The 16,304-nt window shown below is 39.9% G+C and carries 15 protein-coding genes; 10 read left to right on the forward strand and 5 right to left on the reverse strand.

The annotated features are described in order from the left end of the window. Positions 1–24 precede the first annotated feature (24 nt). From AB986_RS20360 to AB986_RS20375, 4 genes are all read right to left on the reverse strand, one after another. Positions 25–1,482, reverse strand: coding sequence for a carbon starvation CstA family protein (locus AB986_RS20360; RefSeq protein ID WP_048313488.1), 1,458 nt, complete (start codon positions 1,480–1,482; stop codon positions 25–27). Between the two features lie 138 nt (positions 1,483–1,620). Then, positions 1,621–2,349, reverse strand: a complete 729-nt coding sequence (locus tag AB986_RS20365; RefSeq protein ID WP_048313489.1) for a LytR/AlgR family response regulator transcription factor — start codon at positions 2,347–2,349, stop codon at positions 1,621–1,623. Beyond that, positions 2,350–4,086 (reverse strand): sensor histidine kinase, encoded by a 1,737-nt coding sequence (locus AB986_RS20370; protein WP_048313490.1) that lies wholly within the window; start codon positions 4,084–4,086, stop codon positions 2,350–2,352. Between the two features lie 291 nt (positions 4,087–4,377). Next, entirely contained in the window at positions 4,378–4,755 is a 378-nt protein-coding gene (locus AB986_RS20375) for a PH domain-containing protein (protein ID WP_048313491.1), read from the reverse strand. Positions 4,756–4,970: 215 nt separating this feature from the next. Between AB986_RS20375 and AB986_RS20380 the strand changes: the two genes are divergently transcribed. The 7 genes from AB986_RS20380 to AB986_RS20410 all read left to right on the forward strand — a co-directional run bounded on the left by AB986_RS20380 (position 4,971) and on the right by AB986_RS20410 (position 13,018). Continuing rightward, the gene (locus AB986_RS20380) at positions 4,971–5,780 is read left to right on the forward strand and encodes an alpha/beta fold hydrolase (protein ID WP_048313492.1); all 810 of its coding nucleotides are present in this window, start codon (positions 4,971–4,973) and stop codon (positions 5,778–5,780) included. 157 nt (positions 5,781–5,937) lie between these two features. Further along, positions 5,938–6,951 carry a LacI family DNA-binding transcriptional regulator gene (locus AB986_RS20385; RefSeq protein ID WP_048313493.1) on the forward strand — a complete coding sequence of 338 codons (1,014 nt, stop codon included), beginning with the start codon at positions 5,938–5,940 and terminating at the stop codon, positions 6,949–6,951. A gap of 155 nt (positions 6,952–7,106) precedes the next feature. Further along, the gene (locus tag AB986_RS20390; RefSeq protein ID WP_048313494.1) at positions 7,107–8,426 is read left to right on the forward strand and encodes an ABC transporter substrate-binding protein; all 1,320 of its coding nucleotides are present in this window, start codon (positions 7,107–7,109) and stop codon (positions 8,424–8,426) included. A gap of 60 nt (positions 8,427–8,486) precedes the next feature. Continuing rightward, entirely contained in the window at positions 8,487–9,386 is a 900-nt protein-coding gene (locus AB986_RS20395; RefSeq protein WP_048313495.1) for a carbohydrate ABC transporter permease, read from the forward strand. A 3-nt stretch (positions 9,387–9,389) separates the two neighbouring features. Beyond that, entirely contained in the window at positions 9,390–10,301 is a 912-nt protein-coding gene (locus AB986_RS20400; RefSeq protein ID WP_236690428.1) for a carbohydrate ABC transporter permease, read from the forward strand. Positions 10,302–10,315: 14 nt separating this feature from the next. Continuing rightward, positions 10,316–11,662 (forward strand): GH1 family beta-glucosidase, encoded by a 1,347-nt coding sequence (locus AB986_RS20405; protein WP_048313496.1) that lies wholly within the window; start codon positions 10,316–10,318, stop codon positions 11,660–11,662. Positions 11,663–11,677: 15 nt separating this feature from the next. Further along, positions 11,678–13,018 (forward strand): glycoside hydrolase family 30 protein, encoded by a 1,341-nt coding sequence (locus AB986_RS20410; protein WP_048313497.1) that lies wholly within the window; start codon positions 11,678–11,680, stop codon positions 13,016–13,018. Between the two features lie 116 nt (positions 13,019–13,134). Here AB986_RS20410 and AB986_RS22515 read toward each other — a convergent pair whose 3' ends face one another. Then, positions 13,135–13,275, reverse strand: a complete 141-nt coding sequence (locus tag AB986_RS22515; protein WP_161797413.1) for a hypothetical protein — start codon at positions 13,273–13,275, stop codon at positions 13,135–13,137. 474 nt (positions 13,276–13,749) lie between these two features. Between AB986_RS22515 and AB986_RS20420 the strand changes: the two genes are divergently transcribed. The 3 genes from AB986_RS20420 (at position 13,750) to AB986_RS20430 (ending at position 16,291) form a co-directional block, all read left to right on the forward strand. Then, a complete protein-coding gene (locus AB986_RS20420) occupies positions 13,750–14,781 on the forward strand; it encodes an ATP-grasp domain-containing protein (protein WP_048313499.1) in 1,032 nt (343 codons plus the stop codon). A gap of 292 nt (positions 14,782–15,073) precedes the next feature. After that, positions 15,074–15,682: a TerD family protein gene (locus AB986_RS20425; protein WP_048313500.1), complete on the forward strand. Its 609-nt coding sequence runs from the start codon at positions 15,074–15,076 to the stop codon at positions 15,680–15,682. Between the two features lie 27 nt (positions 15,683–15,709). Beyond that, a complete protein-coding gene (locus tag AB986_RS20430) occupies positions 15,710–16,291 on the forward strand; it encodes a TerD family protein (protein WP_048313501.1) in 582 nt (193 codons plus the stop codon). Positions 16,292–16,304 lie beyond the last annotated feature (13 nt).

A 16,304-nucleotide genomic window follows, 5' to 3' on the forward strand; every position in this document is an offset into this window, starting at 1 on the left:
GGGAGGTATAGTCAACGTTTGTGTTTAAGCGACGCTGTCCTTATCCCAACCAGAAATATCGATTTCGAGTGGAATGTTTGCAGCGCGTTGCTTACGTGCCGAGTAGAAGAATGCAACGATAACAGCGACCGTAATAATCGTTGCACCAATATATGCGATATTTATCGGTAATCGAAAGCCGATAGGTGCATTAAGAATATAAGTCGTAGTCGCCATGGTGATGAAAATGGCTGGAATCATAGCAATCCAGTAATTCTTTTTTGCAATGAATAAATACATCGCACCAACCCATAAGGCAATCATCGCTGTAGACTGGTTAGCCCATGAGAAGTATCTCCATAGAAGTGTGAAATCAATTTTCGTAAGCCCGAATGCTACTACGAAAAGTGGTAGTGCAATCCAGAGACGATTTGTTACTTTACGCTGTGAGTAATTAAAGTAGTCTGCAATAATCATACGAGCACTTCTGAAGGCTGTATCGCCAGACGTGATTGGAAGGACGATAACACCAAGAATGGCAAGCGTTCCGCCAATTGCACCGAGCATGAGAGTAGAAGCTTCACTGACAATTGCAGCCGGTCCGCCGTTTGCAAGTAGTTCATTTAAGCCAACTGGCCCATTGAATAAACTCATAGCAGCAGCGGCCCAAATCATTGCAATAACACCTTCTGCAATCATCATTCCGTAGAAGATATTGCGACCCTGCTTTTCATTTTGCGTGGTACGCGAAATGATTGGTGTTTGTGTTGCGTGAAATCCAGAAAGGGCACCGCAAGAAATGGTTAAGAATAGTAATGGAAAGACCGGTGCGTTGTCAGGGTGAAAGTTACTTAGCGTGACTTCAGGAATCGGTGCGCCAGTAAACACAAGACCGGCACCTACGCCTAGTGCACTAATAAGAAGGAGTGCGCCAAAAATCGGATAGAAGCGACCGATGATTTTATCAATTGGTAGCAATGTCGCAAAAATGTAGTAAAGAAAGATTGCTCCAAGAATAAGGCCCATTGTTGCCCAGCCATTCATTAAGTTGTTTAATAGTCCAGCTGGAGCAGTAACAAACACTGTTCCTGTGAGAAGAAGTAGTAGCACAGCAAATGCATTAACCACGTGCTTCATCACTTTTCCTAGAAATTTCCCTGCAAGTTCAGGTAGGTGAGCACCTCTGTTACGAATGGAAATCATTCCAGTTAAATAATCATGCACAGCTCCTGCAAAAATACAGCCGAATACAATCCATAGGAAAGCTACCGGGCCGTAAAGGGCTCCTAGTATCGGTCCAAAAATAGGACCAACTCCAGCGATATTTAATAATTGAATTAAGGAGTTTTTCTTCGTGTTCATTGGAAGATAATCTACCCCATCCTGATGCGTGTAGGCAGGCGTTTGACGTGCTTCCTTTACACCAAAAATCTTTTCTACAAACTTTCCATAAGTGAAATAACCAATAATCAATAGTGCAATTCCTGCTAGAAATGTATACATTAAATCATCCCTTCCCGTTCGATGTATGCGTTTACATAGAGTATAAAAGAAGAAAGGGATGAAAGGACCCAATTCATAGCAACATGTCTAAAAATAGGTTTGAAATGTCTGAATGAGACACTAAGATGCATTGGGTGTTTACAATTCGAGCTCAGCTCGAAGTGCTTTGACATAATTTCGACTAACAGACAGTTTTTCCGTAACACCTTCTAACTCAAGCTGATAAGCCCCGTTAAACCATGGTGTTAGGCGCATTACATACTGAAGATTAACAAGGTAGCCTTTATGAATTCTAAAAAACGAGAAAGAGGAGAGACGGTTTTCAAGTTCCTTTAGCGCCATTTTCACTTCATACTCGCCATTTTTTACAATGATCCGAGAGACTTTATCATCTCTATAGATAAATAGGATATCGTTTGGATCAAGATAATGGATTTCTCCTTCGATGTCGACTGATAGTTTGCCTTTTCTAGTCGAAGGTTCTTCCTTCATAGCACCATGTATACGTTTCTCTAGACGCTTCACGGTTTGTTTGAGTTGTTCTTCATCATAAGGTTTCAAAAGATAGTCAACCGCTTCATAGCGAAAGGCTTCTGCAGCAAATTCGGGATAAGCTGTCGCAAAAACGATATGGGGTGGTTTTTTTAATTCAAGTAACGTTCTCGCAGCTTCCATCCCATTCATGCCAGGCATTTCAACATCGAGAAAAACAACGTCAGGGTGTAGCTGTAAAGCTTTTAACACGGCTTCTTCTCCTGAATCAGCTTCGCCGCAAACAGTTACTGATTGGAATTCATTGAGAAGGTGAACTAGTTCCTGACGGCTGTAGCGCTCATCATCAACGATCAAGATATTCATTATGCTCATTTAATGGTCCTCCGTGGTTGGAATTATAAAGCATATGGTCGTTCCTTCGTGTAAAGTGCTCCGAATATGAAGGGTAGCTTTGTTACTGTATAGCATAGATAGGCGCCGATTGACGTTATAGAGCCCGAGGCCTGTGCCAAGTTCAGATGAGACGTGCATTTGTCCAAGCTGACTAAGCCGCTCGGGAGGAATTCCTTCTCCGTTATCCGTTACACAGACGAGTGTACCGTTTGATTGACGCGCAATCCGAATCTCAACTAAGCAGTCTGTGTTCTTGTTTTTAATACCATGTTTAATTGCATTCTCAACAATTGGCTGAAGAGTGAGAGGAGGTAGATTCATCGTTAGTGCACTTTCATCTATGTCATAAATTACTTTCAGGCGATCCACAAAACGCGCCTCTTCTATTTCAAGATAAGCTTTCACGTGCTTCAACTCCTGGTTGAGCGACGTCATATTTGCAGTCGTTCCAGACAAATTTTGTCTTAAAAAGTGTGAAAGAGAAACGAGTAATTTGCGTGCTTTATCAGGTTCAATGCGTATTAACGAAATAATCGTATTAAGGGAATTAAAAAGAAAGTGTGGACTAATTTGTGCTTGTAACGCTTTAATCTCTGTTTCTTTTGCAAGTTGATAAGCTTTATCTGCTTCAGCGATTTCAAGCTGATTACTAAGCAGATTGCTAAGTCCGAGAACAAGCTCGGTAATGATATGTGTGATTTCTTTTTCAGAGCGAAAATAAAACTTTAGAGTGCCGATCGTTTTGCCGCGCTGTTTAAGAGGAGCAATGATTGCAGCACCAAGCGGACAATCTTTCTCAGAACAGTGGATCGTTTGGTCATTCGCGATGACAATTTCACCATCATTGATTACGTTTTTTGTAATCGTTGTTTGAATTTCATGGCCTGCTTGGTGATGATCATTCGCAAGTCCGACGTGACTTAAAATATGTGTGCGGTTCGTCATCGCGACTGCGCTACCGTCAATCTCGCGGTGAAGAATCTGACAAACTGCTTTAGCTGAGGCTGCCGAAAGCCCCTCTCTGAGATACCCGAGCGTTTGGTCTGCGATACGCAGAGTTTTTTGAGCCTGCAGAGCACCTGCTTTTTCTTCCTCGTTTACCACGTTTTTGATAATGAGAAGGAAGAGAGCACAGCCGATTCCGTTAGCGAGAATCATAGGAATGCCGATTACTTCGACAAGAGCGATGGCGTTTTCGAATGGCTTCGATAAAAGTAAAATAATGAGCATTTGAACGGTTTCTGCTCCAGCACCGATCACAAAGGCTGAGCGGAGCTTCACATGACGATTTCGTTTATGTAAAGATCCAGCGATCAGTCCGGCTATAATAGAAGCAAGTCCACATGCGAGCGCTGTAAAACCTCCAAGCATGTAGCGATGAAACCCCGCGATTAACCCGGCACCAAAGCCAACTCTCTTTCCACCCAGCAGACCGGCAAGTACAACGCCGATGACCCTGGAATTAGCGATGGCTTCATCAGAGGACACTTCAAGCGGCCAGGAGTTAAACTGGAGTGACTCCGTACTGAATGTTAAACCGGTATACGTACCAATGATGCCAAAAAAACCAAAGAACCCAATCGCAACGTACTGTTGCTTACGAGCAAGTTGATCGCTGTGTATCATATCTCGGAAGAAGCGAAAGCGGGTTAGCACGAACGCAATCGTTACAATAATGCCGAGTCGCTCAAGCATCGTAAGCAAGAGTTCGAACATAAGTAAGCTCCTTTCGTTATGGTTTGTTGTGGTGCCTGTCACCACCCGATATGCGTCAATATTTGTCGAACAATGAAGCGGTTTCTTCTTATTATAACGGTTTTCGATGGGGGATAAAATGGTGGAAGAAGCCTGTCTCTTCTTTCTTTCAAATTGAGTTCATTCAAAGAGGGACTAAATGAGCTTGTTTTGCAGTGTAAAGTCTCTCGTCACTTAAAGAAAAGAGAAGTGATCAAGATTGAACATAAAAGAAAGAAGCAGACAAGGTCTGCTTCTTCTGTCGGGTATCTTCTATCCACAAAGTTCAGCAAGAATCTTTTGAACTGAATAGATACTATCATCTTTTTTAAATTGCTTAGAAAAAGTAGGAGTCTGGGAACTAGAAACCCAGATTTTAAGTTCAGCATCAAGATCAAAGTGACCGGCTGTTTCGATGCTAAAGTGCGAGATGCTTTTGTATAGAACGGAATGATACTCGATCTTTTTACCTGTCATACCTTGCTTGTCTACAAAGAGCAGACGCTTGTCAGTAAATACAATTAAATCTCGTACAAGTTTAAATGCTGCATTTACTTCTTCCGTATCAGCTAGAATATTGGAAAGTTCTTTTTTAACATCTTCCTTATTCATGGTAGAAGCATTTCCCATAAAACCGCTTAGAATGCCCATCATAATTCCTCCTCTACATGTGAACTGCTTACTATCTATTATTCTATCATACGTGGTGCCTGTCACCACCCGGTTTAGCTCGACTTGTGTCGACCGATTTCTAGAATGTATTGAAAGATTAAGCATACGTTTTCAATGATGCCAATGATAGAATAAATGCAATTAATCGCATCATTCTAGAGAGCGTATTACTCTCACATTTAGGAGGGAAGCACATGCCAATTGTGAACCTGGATCACAACGTAGAGCTCTATTATGAGGATGTAGGAATGGGTTCGCCAGTTATCTTTATTCATGGTGTATGGATGAGTAGTCGCTTTTTTAAAAAGCAAATGCCTTACTTCAGGCAGAAGTATCGAGCTATTTCTTTAGATTTAAGAGGACACGGTCAATCTTCCCATGTCCAGTCAGGACATACCGTTGCGAATTACGCTCGTGACTTAAACGATTTTATGAAGAAGCTCCAGCTCAAGGATGTTACTTTAGTGGGGTGGTCAATGGGTGCATTTGTCATATGGGAATACTTGAACCAATTCGGTGAAGATAATGTTAAAGGAACCGTCATTGTTGACGAGCTGGCAACTGATTTCAAATGGCCAGATTTTGAAATAGGCGCATTCGATCTTCCTGCACTAACGGGGATGATGCGTGATATCCAAACCGATCAAACCGGACTTCTTAAGGGATTCATTCCACTAATGTTTAAAGAAGAGTTACCTGAAGCTGATCTCGAATGGATGCTTGACGAGACGACAAAACTTCCTTCTTCCATAGCAAGTGCAATCCTATTCGATCAGTCTATTGTAGATTGTCGCCCTTATTTGAATAGCATTACCATTCCAACGTTATTGTGTTTTGGAAAAGAGGAGAAGCTCATCCCAGTAGCTGCAGGCGAGCACTTGCGTAATGAAATTCCTAATGCAAAATTAGAAGTGTTTGAGGAAAGCTGTCATTGTCCATTTCTAGAAGAACCGGATCGATTTAACAGCGTTGTTGATGAGTTTGTGAAGTCTCTTCATAAATAATTAATGGGTTAAAAAAGAGAGGCAAGTGCATGCGTGTACTTGCCTAATTTCATTCCAATAAAATATTTTGAAAATTATCAAAAAGGGTATTGATTATACAAAAATTGTGGGCTATAATAACTTCAACGAAAGCGCTTTCGATCCAGAGGAGACCACGATGATTACAATCTATGATTTAGCCAAAAAAACTGGATTTTCGAGTACTACTGTTTCAAAAGCTCTTAATAATTATCCCGATGTTAGTAAGAAAACAAAGCAGGCAATTATTGATACAGCTGCCGAAATGGGTTACTTGCCAAATGCTCATGCACAATCTCTTTCAACTAAGAAGTCTTGGACAATAGGCGTTATGTTTTCGGAATCAAATGGAGTAGGGATGAAGCATCCATTCTTTAGTGGTGTTATTGAAAGCTTTCGCAAGCACGCTGAGAAGGAAGGGTATGATTTAATACTAGCATCCCGAAATCTTCGGAACAGAGGTACAAGCTACCTTGAACACTTCTTGTATCGTGGAGTTGATGGGATCATGGTCATTTGTTCAGACCCAAAAGATCCACAGGTTCAGGAAATGATCAATAGTAGCATTCCTATCGTTGTTATTGATATGAGCAATCAGGAATGTAGCGTTGTCTTTTCGGATAACCTTTCTGGTGGTGAACTTGCGATTAACTACCTTTATTCTCTAGGGCATACCAAAATTGCTCATATCGCAGGAGATCATACTATTTATGCAGGAAAGATTCGAATTAAAGGCTACATGGATGCTATGAAAAAAAGAGAATTGCCAGTACGTGATGGCTATCTCGTGAATGGCGGACTATTCTCTATCCAAGATGGTGCGTTAGCAATGGAGAAGCTGTTAGACTTAGCTGATCCTCCAACCGCAGTCTTTGTTGCTGGAGACCATATGGCAATAGGAGCTATGGAAACAGCTAAAGCAAGAGGGTATAGAATACCTGAAGATCTATCAATCATCGGCTATGATGATATTGAAATGGCTAGTTATGTGACACCGAAACTAACGACGATCAAGCAGGACACTGATCAAATCGGTGTTCGAGCAACGCAGCTTCTAATGAAGCAAATTATACAAAAGAAGAAGATTGTTACCGAGGAGATCATTCCAGTTACGTTAATGGAAAGAGAATCTTGTACTCGCTTAATAAAATAAAAAATTTTAAGCATTTAAGAAACCGCTTTCGTATATCTCGTTCTATATTTTTTTCGGCTTAATCGAAACCGCTTTCGGTTATATTTTTACCACTGATTCGAAACCGGTTTCGTTACAATAATACTATTTTTTCTAATTTGGAAAGGGGCTCACCCATGAAGAAAGTTGTAGGTCTTATCATGTCACTCGTTCTATTGTTTGGTGTTCTTGCAGGTTGTTCCAACACAGAGACTTCAGGAGATGCAAAAAGTGATAACAAAAAAGATGTGGATTTAAAGGTTTGGTCATTCACAGATGAGTTAAAGAAGCCAATTACGACATTTGAAGAAAAGAACGGTGTAAAAGTTGAACTAACAATTGTACCAATCGCTGACTACCCAACAAAGCTTAAACCAGTACTTGAAAGTGGCGTAGGTGCACCAGATGTATTTACTGGTGAAATTGCTTTCTTGAAACAGTGGGTAAATGCAGGGTACTGGGAGAATCTTTCCCAAGAACCATACAACGTAAATGAAGTTGCTGATAATTATGTTCCTTACGTATTTGATTTAGGTAAAGACGAGCAAGGTGATGTTAGAGCACTATCTTGGCAAACAACGCCTGGTGGTCTTTTCTATAAGCGTAGCATTGCGAAAGAAGTTCTAGGTACGGATGATCCAAAAGAAATCGGTGAAATGCTTACTTCTATGGATAAAGTATTTGAAGTATCAGAGAAAATGAAAGAAAAAGGCTATCGCATGTTCCCGGATGAAGGTTCCATTCGCTGGTTCTCTCAAGGCGATGATCCAAAACCATGGGTTAACGAAAACGATGAGCTGAAGTTAACGGATCAGAAAATTGAATTCCTTGATTATGCAAAGGAACTTCGTGAAAACAGCTACACAGCACTAGCACCAGAATGGTCTCCATCTTGGTTCGAGGCAATGGATAAGCCAATTAAAGTTAAAGAGAACGGTAAGGAAACAGAAACGGAAGTATTCTCATATGTTCTTCCTACATGGGGACTTCATAGTGTCTTGAAAACGAATGTAGAAGATTCTGTTGGCGATTGGGCTGTAACAAGTGGACCGAGCCCGTATTTCTGGGGTGGAACATGGTTAGGTGTATACAACAAGTCTGAGAATAAAGAGCTCGCTTATGACTTCGTGAAAATGATGACGCAAGATGATGAGTTCCTAACAGACTGGGCGAAAGAAACAGGCGATGTGCTTTCTTACCTGCCAGTTACAAACGAAATTAAAGACGATTTCAGTGATGAATTCCTAGGTGGCCAAAATAACTATCAATTCTTCCTCGATCAAGCGAAGAGCATTGAGCCAGGTATCGTAACAAAGTACGACCAGCAGCTTGATACGTTCTACGGAAATGCGGTTCAAGAGTATGTTGATGGTAAGAAATCCAAAGACGAAGCAATTGCTGAATTCTATAAAAAAGCACAGAATGCTTACCCTGAATTGAAAGTACCAAAGAAGTAACCAATGTGAGCGGTGTAAGTATTCTTATACCGCTTATCTTATTTTGAGAGGAGCGATGAGATGAAGAACCTTAACAACTACGGCTATGCCTTTATAGCTCCGTTTTGGATCATCTTTCTCATATTTAATATTTATCCGGTTGGACTAACTTTTTATTATAGCTTTACCAACTACAGTGGAAGCGGAACAGCTGAAGTCGTTGGATTCGCGAATTATCAGCGTTTGATTGCAGACTCTTATTTTGTTGAAGCGTTTTTTAACACCTGGAAAATCTGGGGCGTTAACTTTGGGCTACAAATTGTTATTGCACTTATACTTGCAGCCATTTTCTCTGATATGCGCGTAAAAATGAAAGGTCTTTCCTTCTTCCGATCGATCTTTTATCTTCCTAACTTGATTACAGTAAGCTCTGTTGCACTGTTGTTTGGTATCCTACTTGATTGGCAACACGGATCTTTAAATATGGTCTTGATGAATATTGGTATCATCTCACAGCCGATTAACTGGCTGAATGAACCTGCTTCTGCTCAGTTATCTGTTTCACTGATTCTGACATGGATGTGGTTCGGCCATTCATTCATCGTTGTAATGGCAGGTGTTTCTGGAATTTCAACTGACTTCTATGAAGCAGCATTGATTGACGGTGCGAACCGCTGGCAAACTTTTACGAAGATTACGCTGCCGTTGTTAAAGCCGATTCTCCTCTACATTATGATTACTTCTTTAATTGGTGGCCTTCAGCTATTCGACCTACCAATGCTTCTAACAGATGGTATTGGCTCACCGGATGGTTCACTAAATACAATGGTGCTTTACTTGTACAATCAGGCATTTAAGTACAACAACTATGGTTATGCTGCTGCTGTTGCATATGGTTTGTTCATTATTACGGTTATTTTCTCAGCAATCGTATTCAAATCAATGTATGGTAACGAGCGTAAACAAGCGAGGCGGGTGTAAATCATGATGGATAGAACTGAAATTGAAAACAATGTAACGCCTGAGAAACTGAGCAAAAGGACTCTAGTACCTCAAGAATCAAAAACGAAAAAGCGTCGATCCCTAATAAAGGGGATTATCTATGCATTACTGATCCTTACAGCGGTTATCTGTTTTATCCCGTTCCTTATGATGCTTGTGAATGCGACTCGTTCAAATGATGCCATCCTAACAGGATTTACACTAATTCCAGGTACAGCACTAATGGAGAATTACCGTACAATGATGGAATACGTAAACATCTGGAATGGTTTTAAAAACAGCTTAATTATTTCAGTTCTTGTGACACTTTTAACTGGTTACTTCTCGGCTTTGACAGCTTATGGGTTTGCCTTCTATACCTTTAAAGGTAAGAACTTCCTATTTGTTTTCATGCTTGTCATGATGATGGTGCCTGGTCAACTTGGACTAATTGGATTCTATGAACTTTGTAAGAATCTTGGCATTTTGGATACGTTCATTCCTTTAATTATTCCAGCTATTGCTAGTCCGTTTGTTGTATTTTTCTTACGTCAATACATTCAAACTACGCTTCATCCAAGCTTAATTGAAGCAGCTAGAATTGACGGTGCGAGTGAGCTGCGTATTTTCCATACTGTAGCCATTCCAATTATGATGCCGGCTGTTGCAACGATGTCGATCTTCACTTTTATCGGTTCATGGAACAACTACATTGTGCCGTTAGTCGTTCTATTCTCGCCAGAAAAATACACATTACCTGTCTTAATGGGCTTCTTAAAAGGTTCACAGGTAGCACAGAATTTAGGATCAATGTATTTAGGTATCGCTATATCTGTTGTTCCAATCATGATCGCATTTCTATTTTTGTCTAAGTACATCGTTAATAGTATCTCAGCTGGAGCTGTTAAAGAGTAGGGGAGAGGGATTCTATGAAATTTAATAAGGATTTTACGTTCGGAACAGCAACATCTTCGTATCAAATTGAAGGAGCTCATAATGAGGGGGGACGAACTCCTTCAATCTGGGATATGTTTTGTGATATCCCAGGTAAAGTGCACGAGCAACACAACGGTAATGTTGCTTGTAATCACTATCATCGGTATGAAGAAGATATCCAGATTATTAAAGATCTTGGAGTAGACACTTATCGCTTCTCCATTGCCTGGCCTCGTATTTTCCCTGCAAAAGGGCAGTTTAACGAAGAAGGAATGGTTTTCTACCAAACACTAGCAAAACGTTTACGTGAAGAAGGAATTAAACCTGCCGTTACACTTTACCACTGGGATCTACCGATGTGGGCACATGAAGAAGGTGGATGGGTAAACCGTGATTCTGTCGAGTGGTTCATGGATTATGCAAGAGTTTGCTTCCGTGAGCTTGATGGATTAGTAGATTCATGGATTACGCACAATGAACCATGGTGTGCAGGTTTTCTTGGTTACCATATGGGCGTCCATGCTCCTGGACACACAAACTTAGATGAAGCAGTACGTGCTGTCCACCATATGCTCCTATCCCATGGAGAAGCAGTAAACATGTTGAAAAATGAATTTGGTTCCACAACATCAATTGGTATTACGTTAAATCTATCTCCTGTATATCCGAAAACAGATTCCGTCAATGATCGACTTGCAGCAAATAATTCGGACGGTTATTCAAACCGATGGTTCCTAGACCCTGTTTTTAGAGGAAGCTATCCAGTCGACATGATGAACTTGTTCTCCAAATATGTTCATAACTATGACTTCATTCAAGAAGGCGATTTACAAACAATATCAACGCCGTGTGACTTCTTTGGAATTAATTTCTACAGCCGTGGGTTAGTTGAATTTAATGCAGCGAATGATTTTCTAACTCAAGGCGCACATTCCGATTATGAGAAAACAGGAATGGGCTGGGATATCGCACCAAATGAATTTAAAGACCTAATTAGAAGATTACGAAACGAATACACTGATCTTCCTATCTATATTACGGAAAACGGTGCAGCTTACGATGATAAGGTGGAAGACGGGCGTGTACACGATCAGTTAAGAATTGATTATGTGGAAAAGCACCTTCAAGCCGTTTCTGATTTAAATGAAGAAGGCATGAATATTCAAGGTTACTATCTCTGGTCGTTACTTGATAACTTCGAGTGGAGTTTCGGTTATGATAAGCGGTTTGGCATAATCTACGTGAATTATGAAACGCAGGAACGAATTTGGAAAGACAGTGCCTTATGGTATGCGGACATTGTGAAGAATAGAGGGTCTGTCCTACCACTTAATGCATAGAAGGAGGGGAATTCGGTGAAAACAAAAACAATTACTCATATTCAATCAGCGAGAGATAACGGAGACCTTCTTAAAGTTAAAGAACCACTTCAGGTCTCATCTCATTCTAATGAAAATGCTACTCAGATTTCAATTGATCCAAAACAAACATATCAAACAATACTAGGGTTTGGCGGTGCCTTCACAGAGGCATCTGCTTATACCCTTTCTCTTATTAGCGAAGAGAAAAGGAATGAAATTATCCATCGCTATTTTCATCCTGAGGAAGGTTTAGGGTATCGCTTCGGTCGTACGCATATAAACAGTTGTGATTTTTCTCTAGGTAACTATACGTATGTTGAAGATTATGATACTTCTTTATCAACATTTTCAATTGAGCGGGAGAAAGAGCTTGTCATTCCATTGATTAAGGATGCCACTAAGGTAGCGGGGGACAAGTTGTCGATTGTTTCTTCGCCATGGAGTCCTCCACCATGGATGAAAGATAGTAATGAAATGAACCATGGTGGAAAACTCCTTCCAGAGTACAATTCACTATGGGCGGACTATTACATGAAGTATGTTGACGCAATGGAAACGGAAGGCATCCCAATTTGGGGACTAACGATTCAGAACGAACCTGAAGCGAAGCAAGTATGGGACTCTTGTCTTTATACTGCAGAGGAAGAACGCGATTTTATTAAAAACTACCTTGGGCCAGCAATCCGTAAAAGTGGTAGAGAAGAACTTAAAGTGATTATCTGGGACCACAATCGGGATGTGGTTTACGAGCGGGCTAGTAAAGTGTTGTCCGATCCTGAAGCGGCACAGTATGTGTGGGGAACTGGACTTCACTGGTATGTCTCAGAAGAATTTGAGAATCTATCAAAAGTTCACGATGCGTTCCCTGATAAGCACCTTATTTTTACGGAAGGTTGTATTGAGGGTGGCGTACAACTCGGTGCATGGCATACTGGTGAGCGTTATGCGCGGAATATTATGGGTGATTTGAACAACTACTTAGAAGCGTGGATTGATTGGAACATCGTTTTGAATGAAGATGGTGGTCCTAATCATGTGGGTAATTATTGCGATGCGCCAGTCATTGTTGATACGAAAACTGGTGAAGTTCATTACAACAGTTCTTTTTATTATATTGGTCACTTTAGCAAGTACGTGAAACCCGGTGCCGTTCGGATATCGTGTACTGCTTCTAACAGTGATATTCAATTAACTGCTTTTCGAAATCAGTCTGGTGAAATTGTCGTTATCCTTATGAATGAAAAAGATGAAGAACATGCTGTTAACCTGGAGATTGAAGGACAGAATGTAGCTGCTATGATGCCTGCTCATTCGATCTCTACGATTCTCATATAGGTTATAGGTGCCTGTCACCACCCGATATAGCTCACATTTTGTCGATAAAAAGAAGCTCGATGAATGGTGGAAACACCTTTCATCGAGCTTCTTTAATTTTCTTATATGCTATTTTATTAATTCGTATCTCCAAGTTGCTTAATAGCTTCCATAATATCTGACATTGCATCTTGCATGTTATCGAGGAACTGTTGGGTTGTAAATGATAGAGACACAATATCTTTGCAATCAATGAATGTAATCATATCCTCATTCATAATAGTCTCTTTGAATTTAGCGCAACAAGTTTTGGGGTCATATTCAATAAAAGTCCCTTTAATAGAAGACTTAATTCCACCTGCTTTAGTTCTAACAAAGACTGGTACTGGAGTATCACAATGGAGGTTGCGAAGTTTGGTGCAAATACATTTATCGCATTTCGTTCTCTTGTGAAAATCTTCATGGTGCAAACTCACGGTCATTTCACTCCTTAAAAATTGAGATACTATATAATACGATACAATTTAGAGAATGTTTGGACATTCATTGGGTAATTTCAAATCTACTAATTCAAAATATAATATCTCAAAGGTGCGATTAGAGAAAAGTAGTCAAAGTTAGTTAGGAGAAACCAAATCATTTATCAAATTATGTGATAAAGTCGAATAAAGGACTATAAAAAAATTTGTCGAATGCTAATAACTTAAAAGAATGCTGAAGAATGTTGTCGCAGCAAAATAGGAGTAGAACTGATGAAAATTTGGTTTAATCGATGGTTTACAACCGTCGCACATTATATTGACTTGATTCGAAATAATGAAGATGGAGCAGTCTTTGAGATATACGGCTCTCATCCAAATGAAGATGCTTTGTATTTACAGTATTGTGATTACGCTTTTGTTGAACCTGACATTAGTGGTGATGCTTATATTGACTATTGTCTAAGCGTTTGTATTGAGAAGGAGGTTGATCTATTCATACCACGTAAAGAAAATGTTCTGATCTCTCAAAATCTCTCAAAATTCCATGAGATTGGTGTCAAAGTACTCGTTTGTAATGCAGAATTAATGGCACTAATGGACAATAAAGCTGCGATGTACGAATCGATTACTGAACGAGAAAAAGAAAAAGGTCAACCACTTGTACCACTTCCAGATTATGTGGTCGTTAACAATGTAGATGAATTCAGGGAAGCTTATACTCATCTCACGAAAAAAGGCCATACGGTTTGTTTCAAACCTGTAATCGGTGAAGGAGCAAATGGTTTTCGCGTTATTAAAGAGGGGCAGGAAACGATTGAAGAACTTCTGACAGAAGGAGTTACACGAAGAATATCAATGGAGCATGCGTGTTCCATTCTAAGCCAAAAGGAAACATTTCCTGACTTAATGGTTCTTGAGTATTTAGAAGGGTATGAGTATAGCATCGATTGTCTTGCTTATGATGGTGAGCTACACCTTGCTATTCCTCGTAAGAAGACTGGAGGACGAATTAGAGAACTGGAAGATAATCAAGAACTTCTCGCGATCGCACGGGCTCTTCATCGAGAGTACAACATTGATTACATATCAAACATACAAGTGAAGTTCAGTAAAGGTGTACCAAAGCTTCTTGAAATTAATCCTAGGATGGCAGGTGGACTTAATATTAGTTGTTTATCAGGCGTGAATATACCTTATGAGGCAATTAAACTATTATTGCATGGTAATAGTAAGGTTGATAAGTTTACACCAACTATGGGAATTCGTGCGAGTCATATTGAGAAGGAAATAGTTCTTATGTAACCTTGAGGTTGTTTCTAATAGTAAAGAAGAAAAACGTGGTAATTATTTGACGAATTAGACAATATCTTAAGTGCGTTTATCAATTGTTTAGAGGCTAAAGGATTCATTTTATCTGAAAATATGTTAATTTTAAATAGAAAGAAAAGATTTATCGCGCAAAAACATCTTTTTTGTTGAAACGTGAAACTTTTAAAATCTAGGCACGTATAACAAGGTAGGCTCTACAAAATTCAAAAATACTAGTCGTTACAATCATACTTGTTTTTAAATCTACTAATAGGAGTGAAACAATTTGACAATTTCTTTGCAGAAAGGTCAACGAATTGACTTAACAAAAGGAAATGCAGGCTTATCGAAAATTATGGTTGGCCTTGGCTGGGATCCAGTTCAGCAGAAGAAAGGCGGAGGCCTTCTTGGCGGTCTTTTCGGAGGCGGCGGTGGCGGTGCTGACGTTGACTGTGATGCTTCTATCCTAATGCTTGAAGATGAAAAGCTAACTTCTAAAAAAGATTTGATTTATTTTGGTAACCTGAAAAGTGCATGTGGAAGTATCAATCACACAGGTGACAATTTAACAGGTGCTGGAGACGGCGATGATGAGCAAATCATGGTCGATCTAGGCAAAATCCCACAGCGTATTACGAAGTTAGTCTTTGTTGTTAACATATACGATGCAGTGAAGCGTAAACAGGACTTCGGCATGATTGAGAATGCATTTATCCGTGTAGTGAATCAATCGAATCAAGAAGAGCTAATTAAGTTCAATCTCACAGACAACTACTCTGGTAAAACGAGCCTATTTGTAGCAGAAATTTATCGACACGGATCTGAATGGAAGTTTGCGGCGATTGGTAATGGAACGAATGACGCTGGTTTAAGCGACATTGCAAAGAAATACTAAACTACTTAAAATAAGGGGCTGAATAGCATGGCTGTATCATTATCAAAAGGACAAAAAGTAGATTTAACAAAAACAAACCCAGGTCTATCAAAGGTTATTGTAGGACTTGGATGGGACACGAACAAATACGATGGTGGAAATGACTTTGACCTTGATGCAAGTGTCTTCCTATTAGATAGCAATGGTAAATGTGCTTCTGATAAAGATTTTGTTTTCTATAACCAGACTGAAGGTGGCGGCGGCTCTGTCGTTCATACAGGCGATAATCGTACAGGTGAAGGCGCTGGCGATGATGAACAGGTAAAGGTTAATCTTAAGGATGTTCCTTCTGCAGTAGAAAAGGTTTCATTTGTTATTACGATTCACGATGCGGAAGCTCGTAACCAAAATTTTGGACAAGTATCCAACGCATTTGTAAGAATCGTTAGTGAAGATTCTAATGAAGAACTCATTCGTTATGACCTAGGAGAAGATTTCTCAATCGAAACAGCTATTATTGTTGGAGAGCTATATCGCCATAACGGCGAATGGAAATTCTCTGCAGTAGGATCAGGTTATGAAGGTGGTCTTGCTAGAATCGCTTCTGATTTCGGTTTGCAAGTCGGATAATATCTTCTTTATG

It is taken from the genome of Guptibacillus hwajinpoensis, assembly GCF_001039475.1.
Lineage (GTDB): Bacteria > Bacillota > Bacilli > Bacillales > Guptibacillaceae > Guptibacillus > Guptibacillus hwajinpoensis.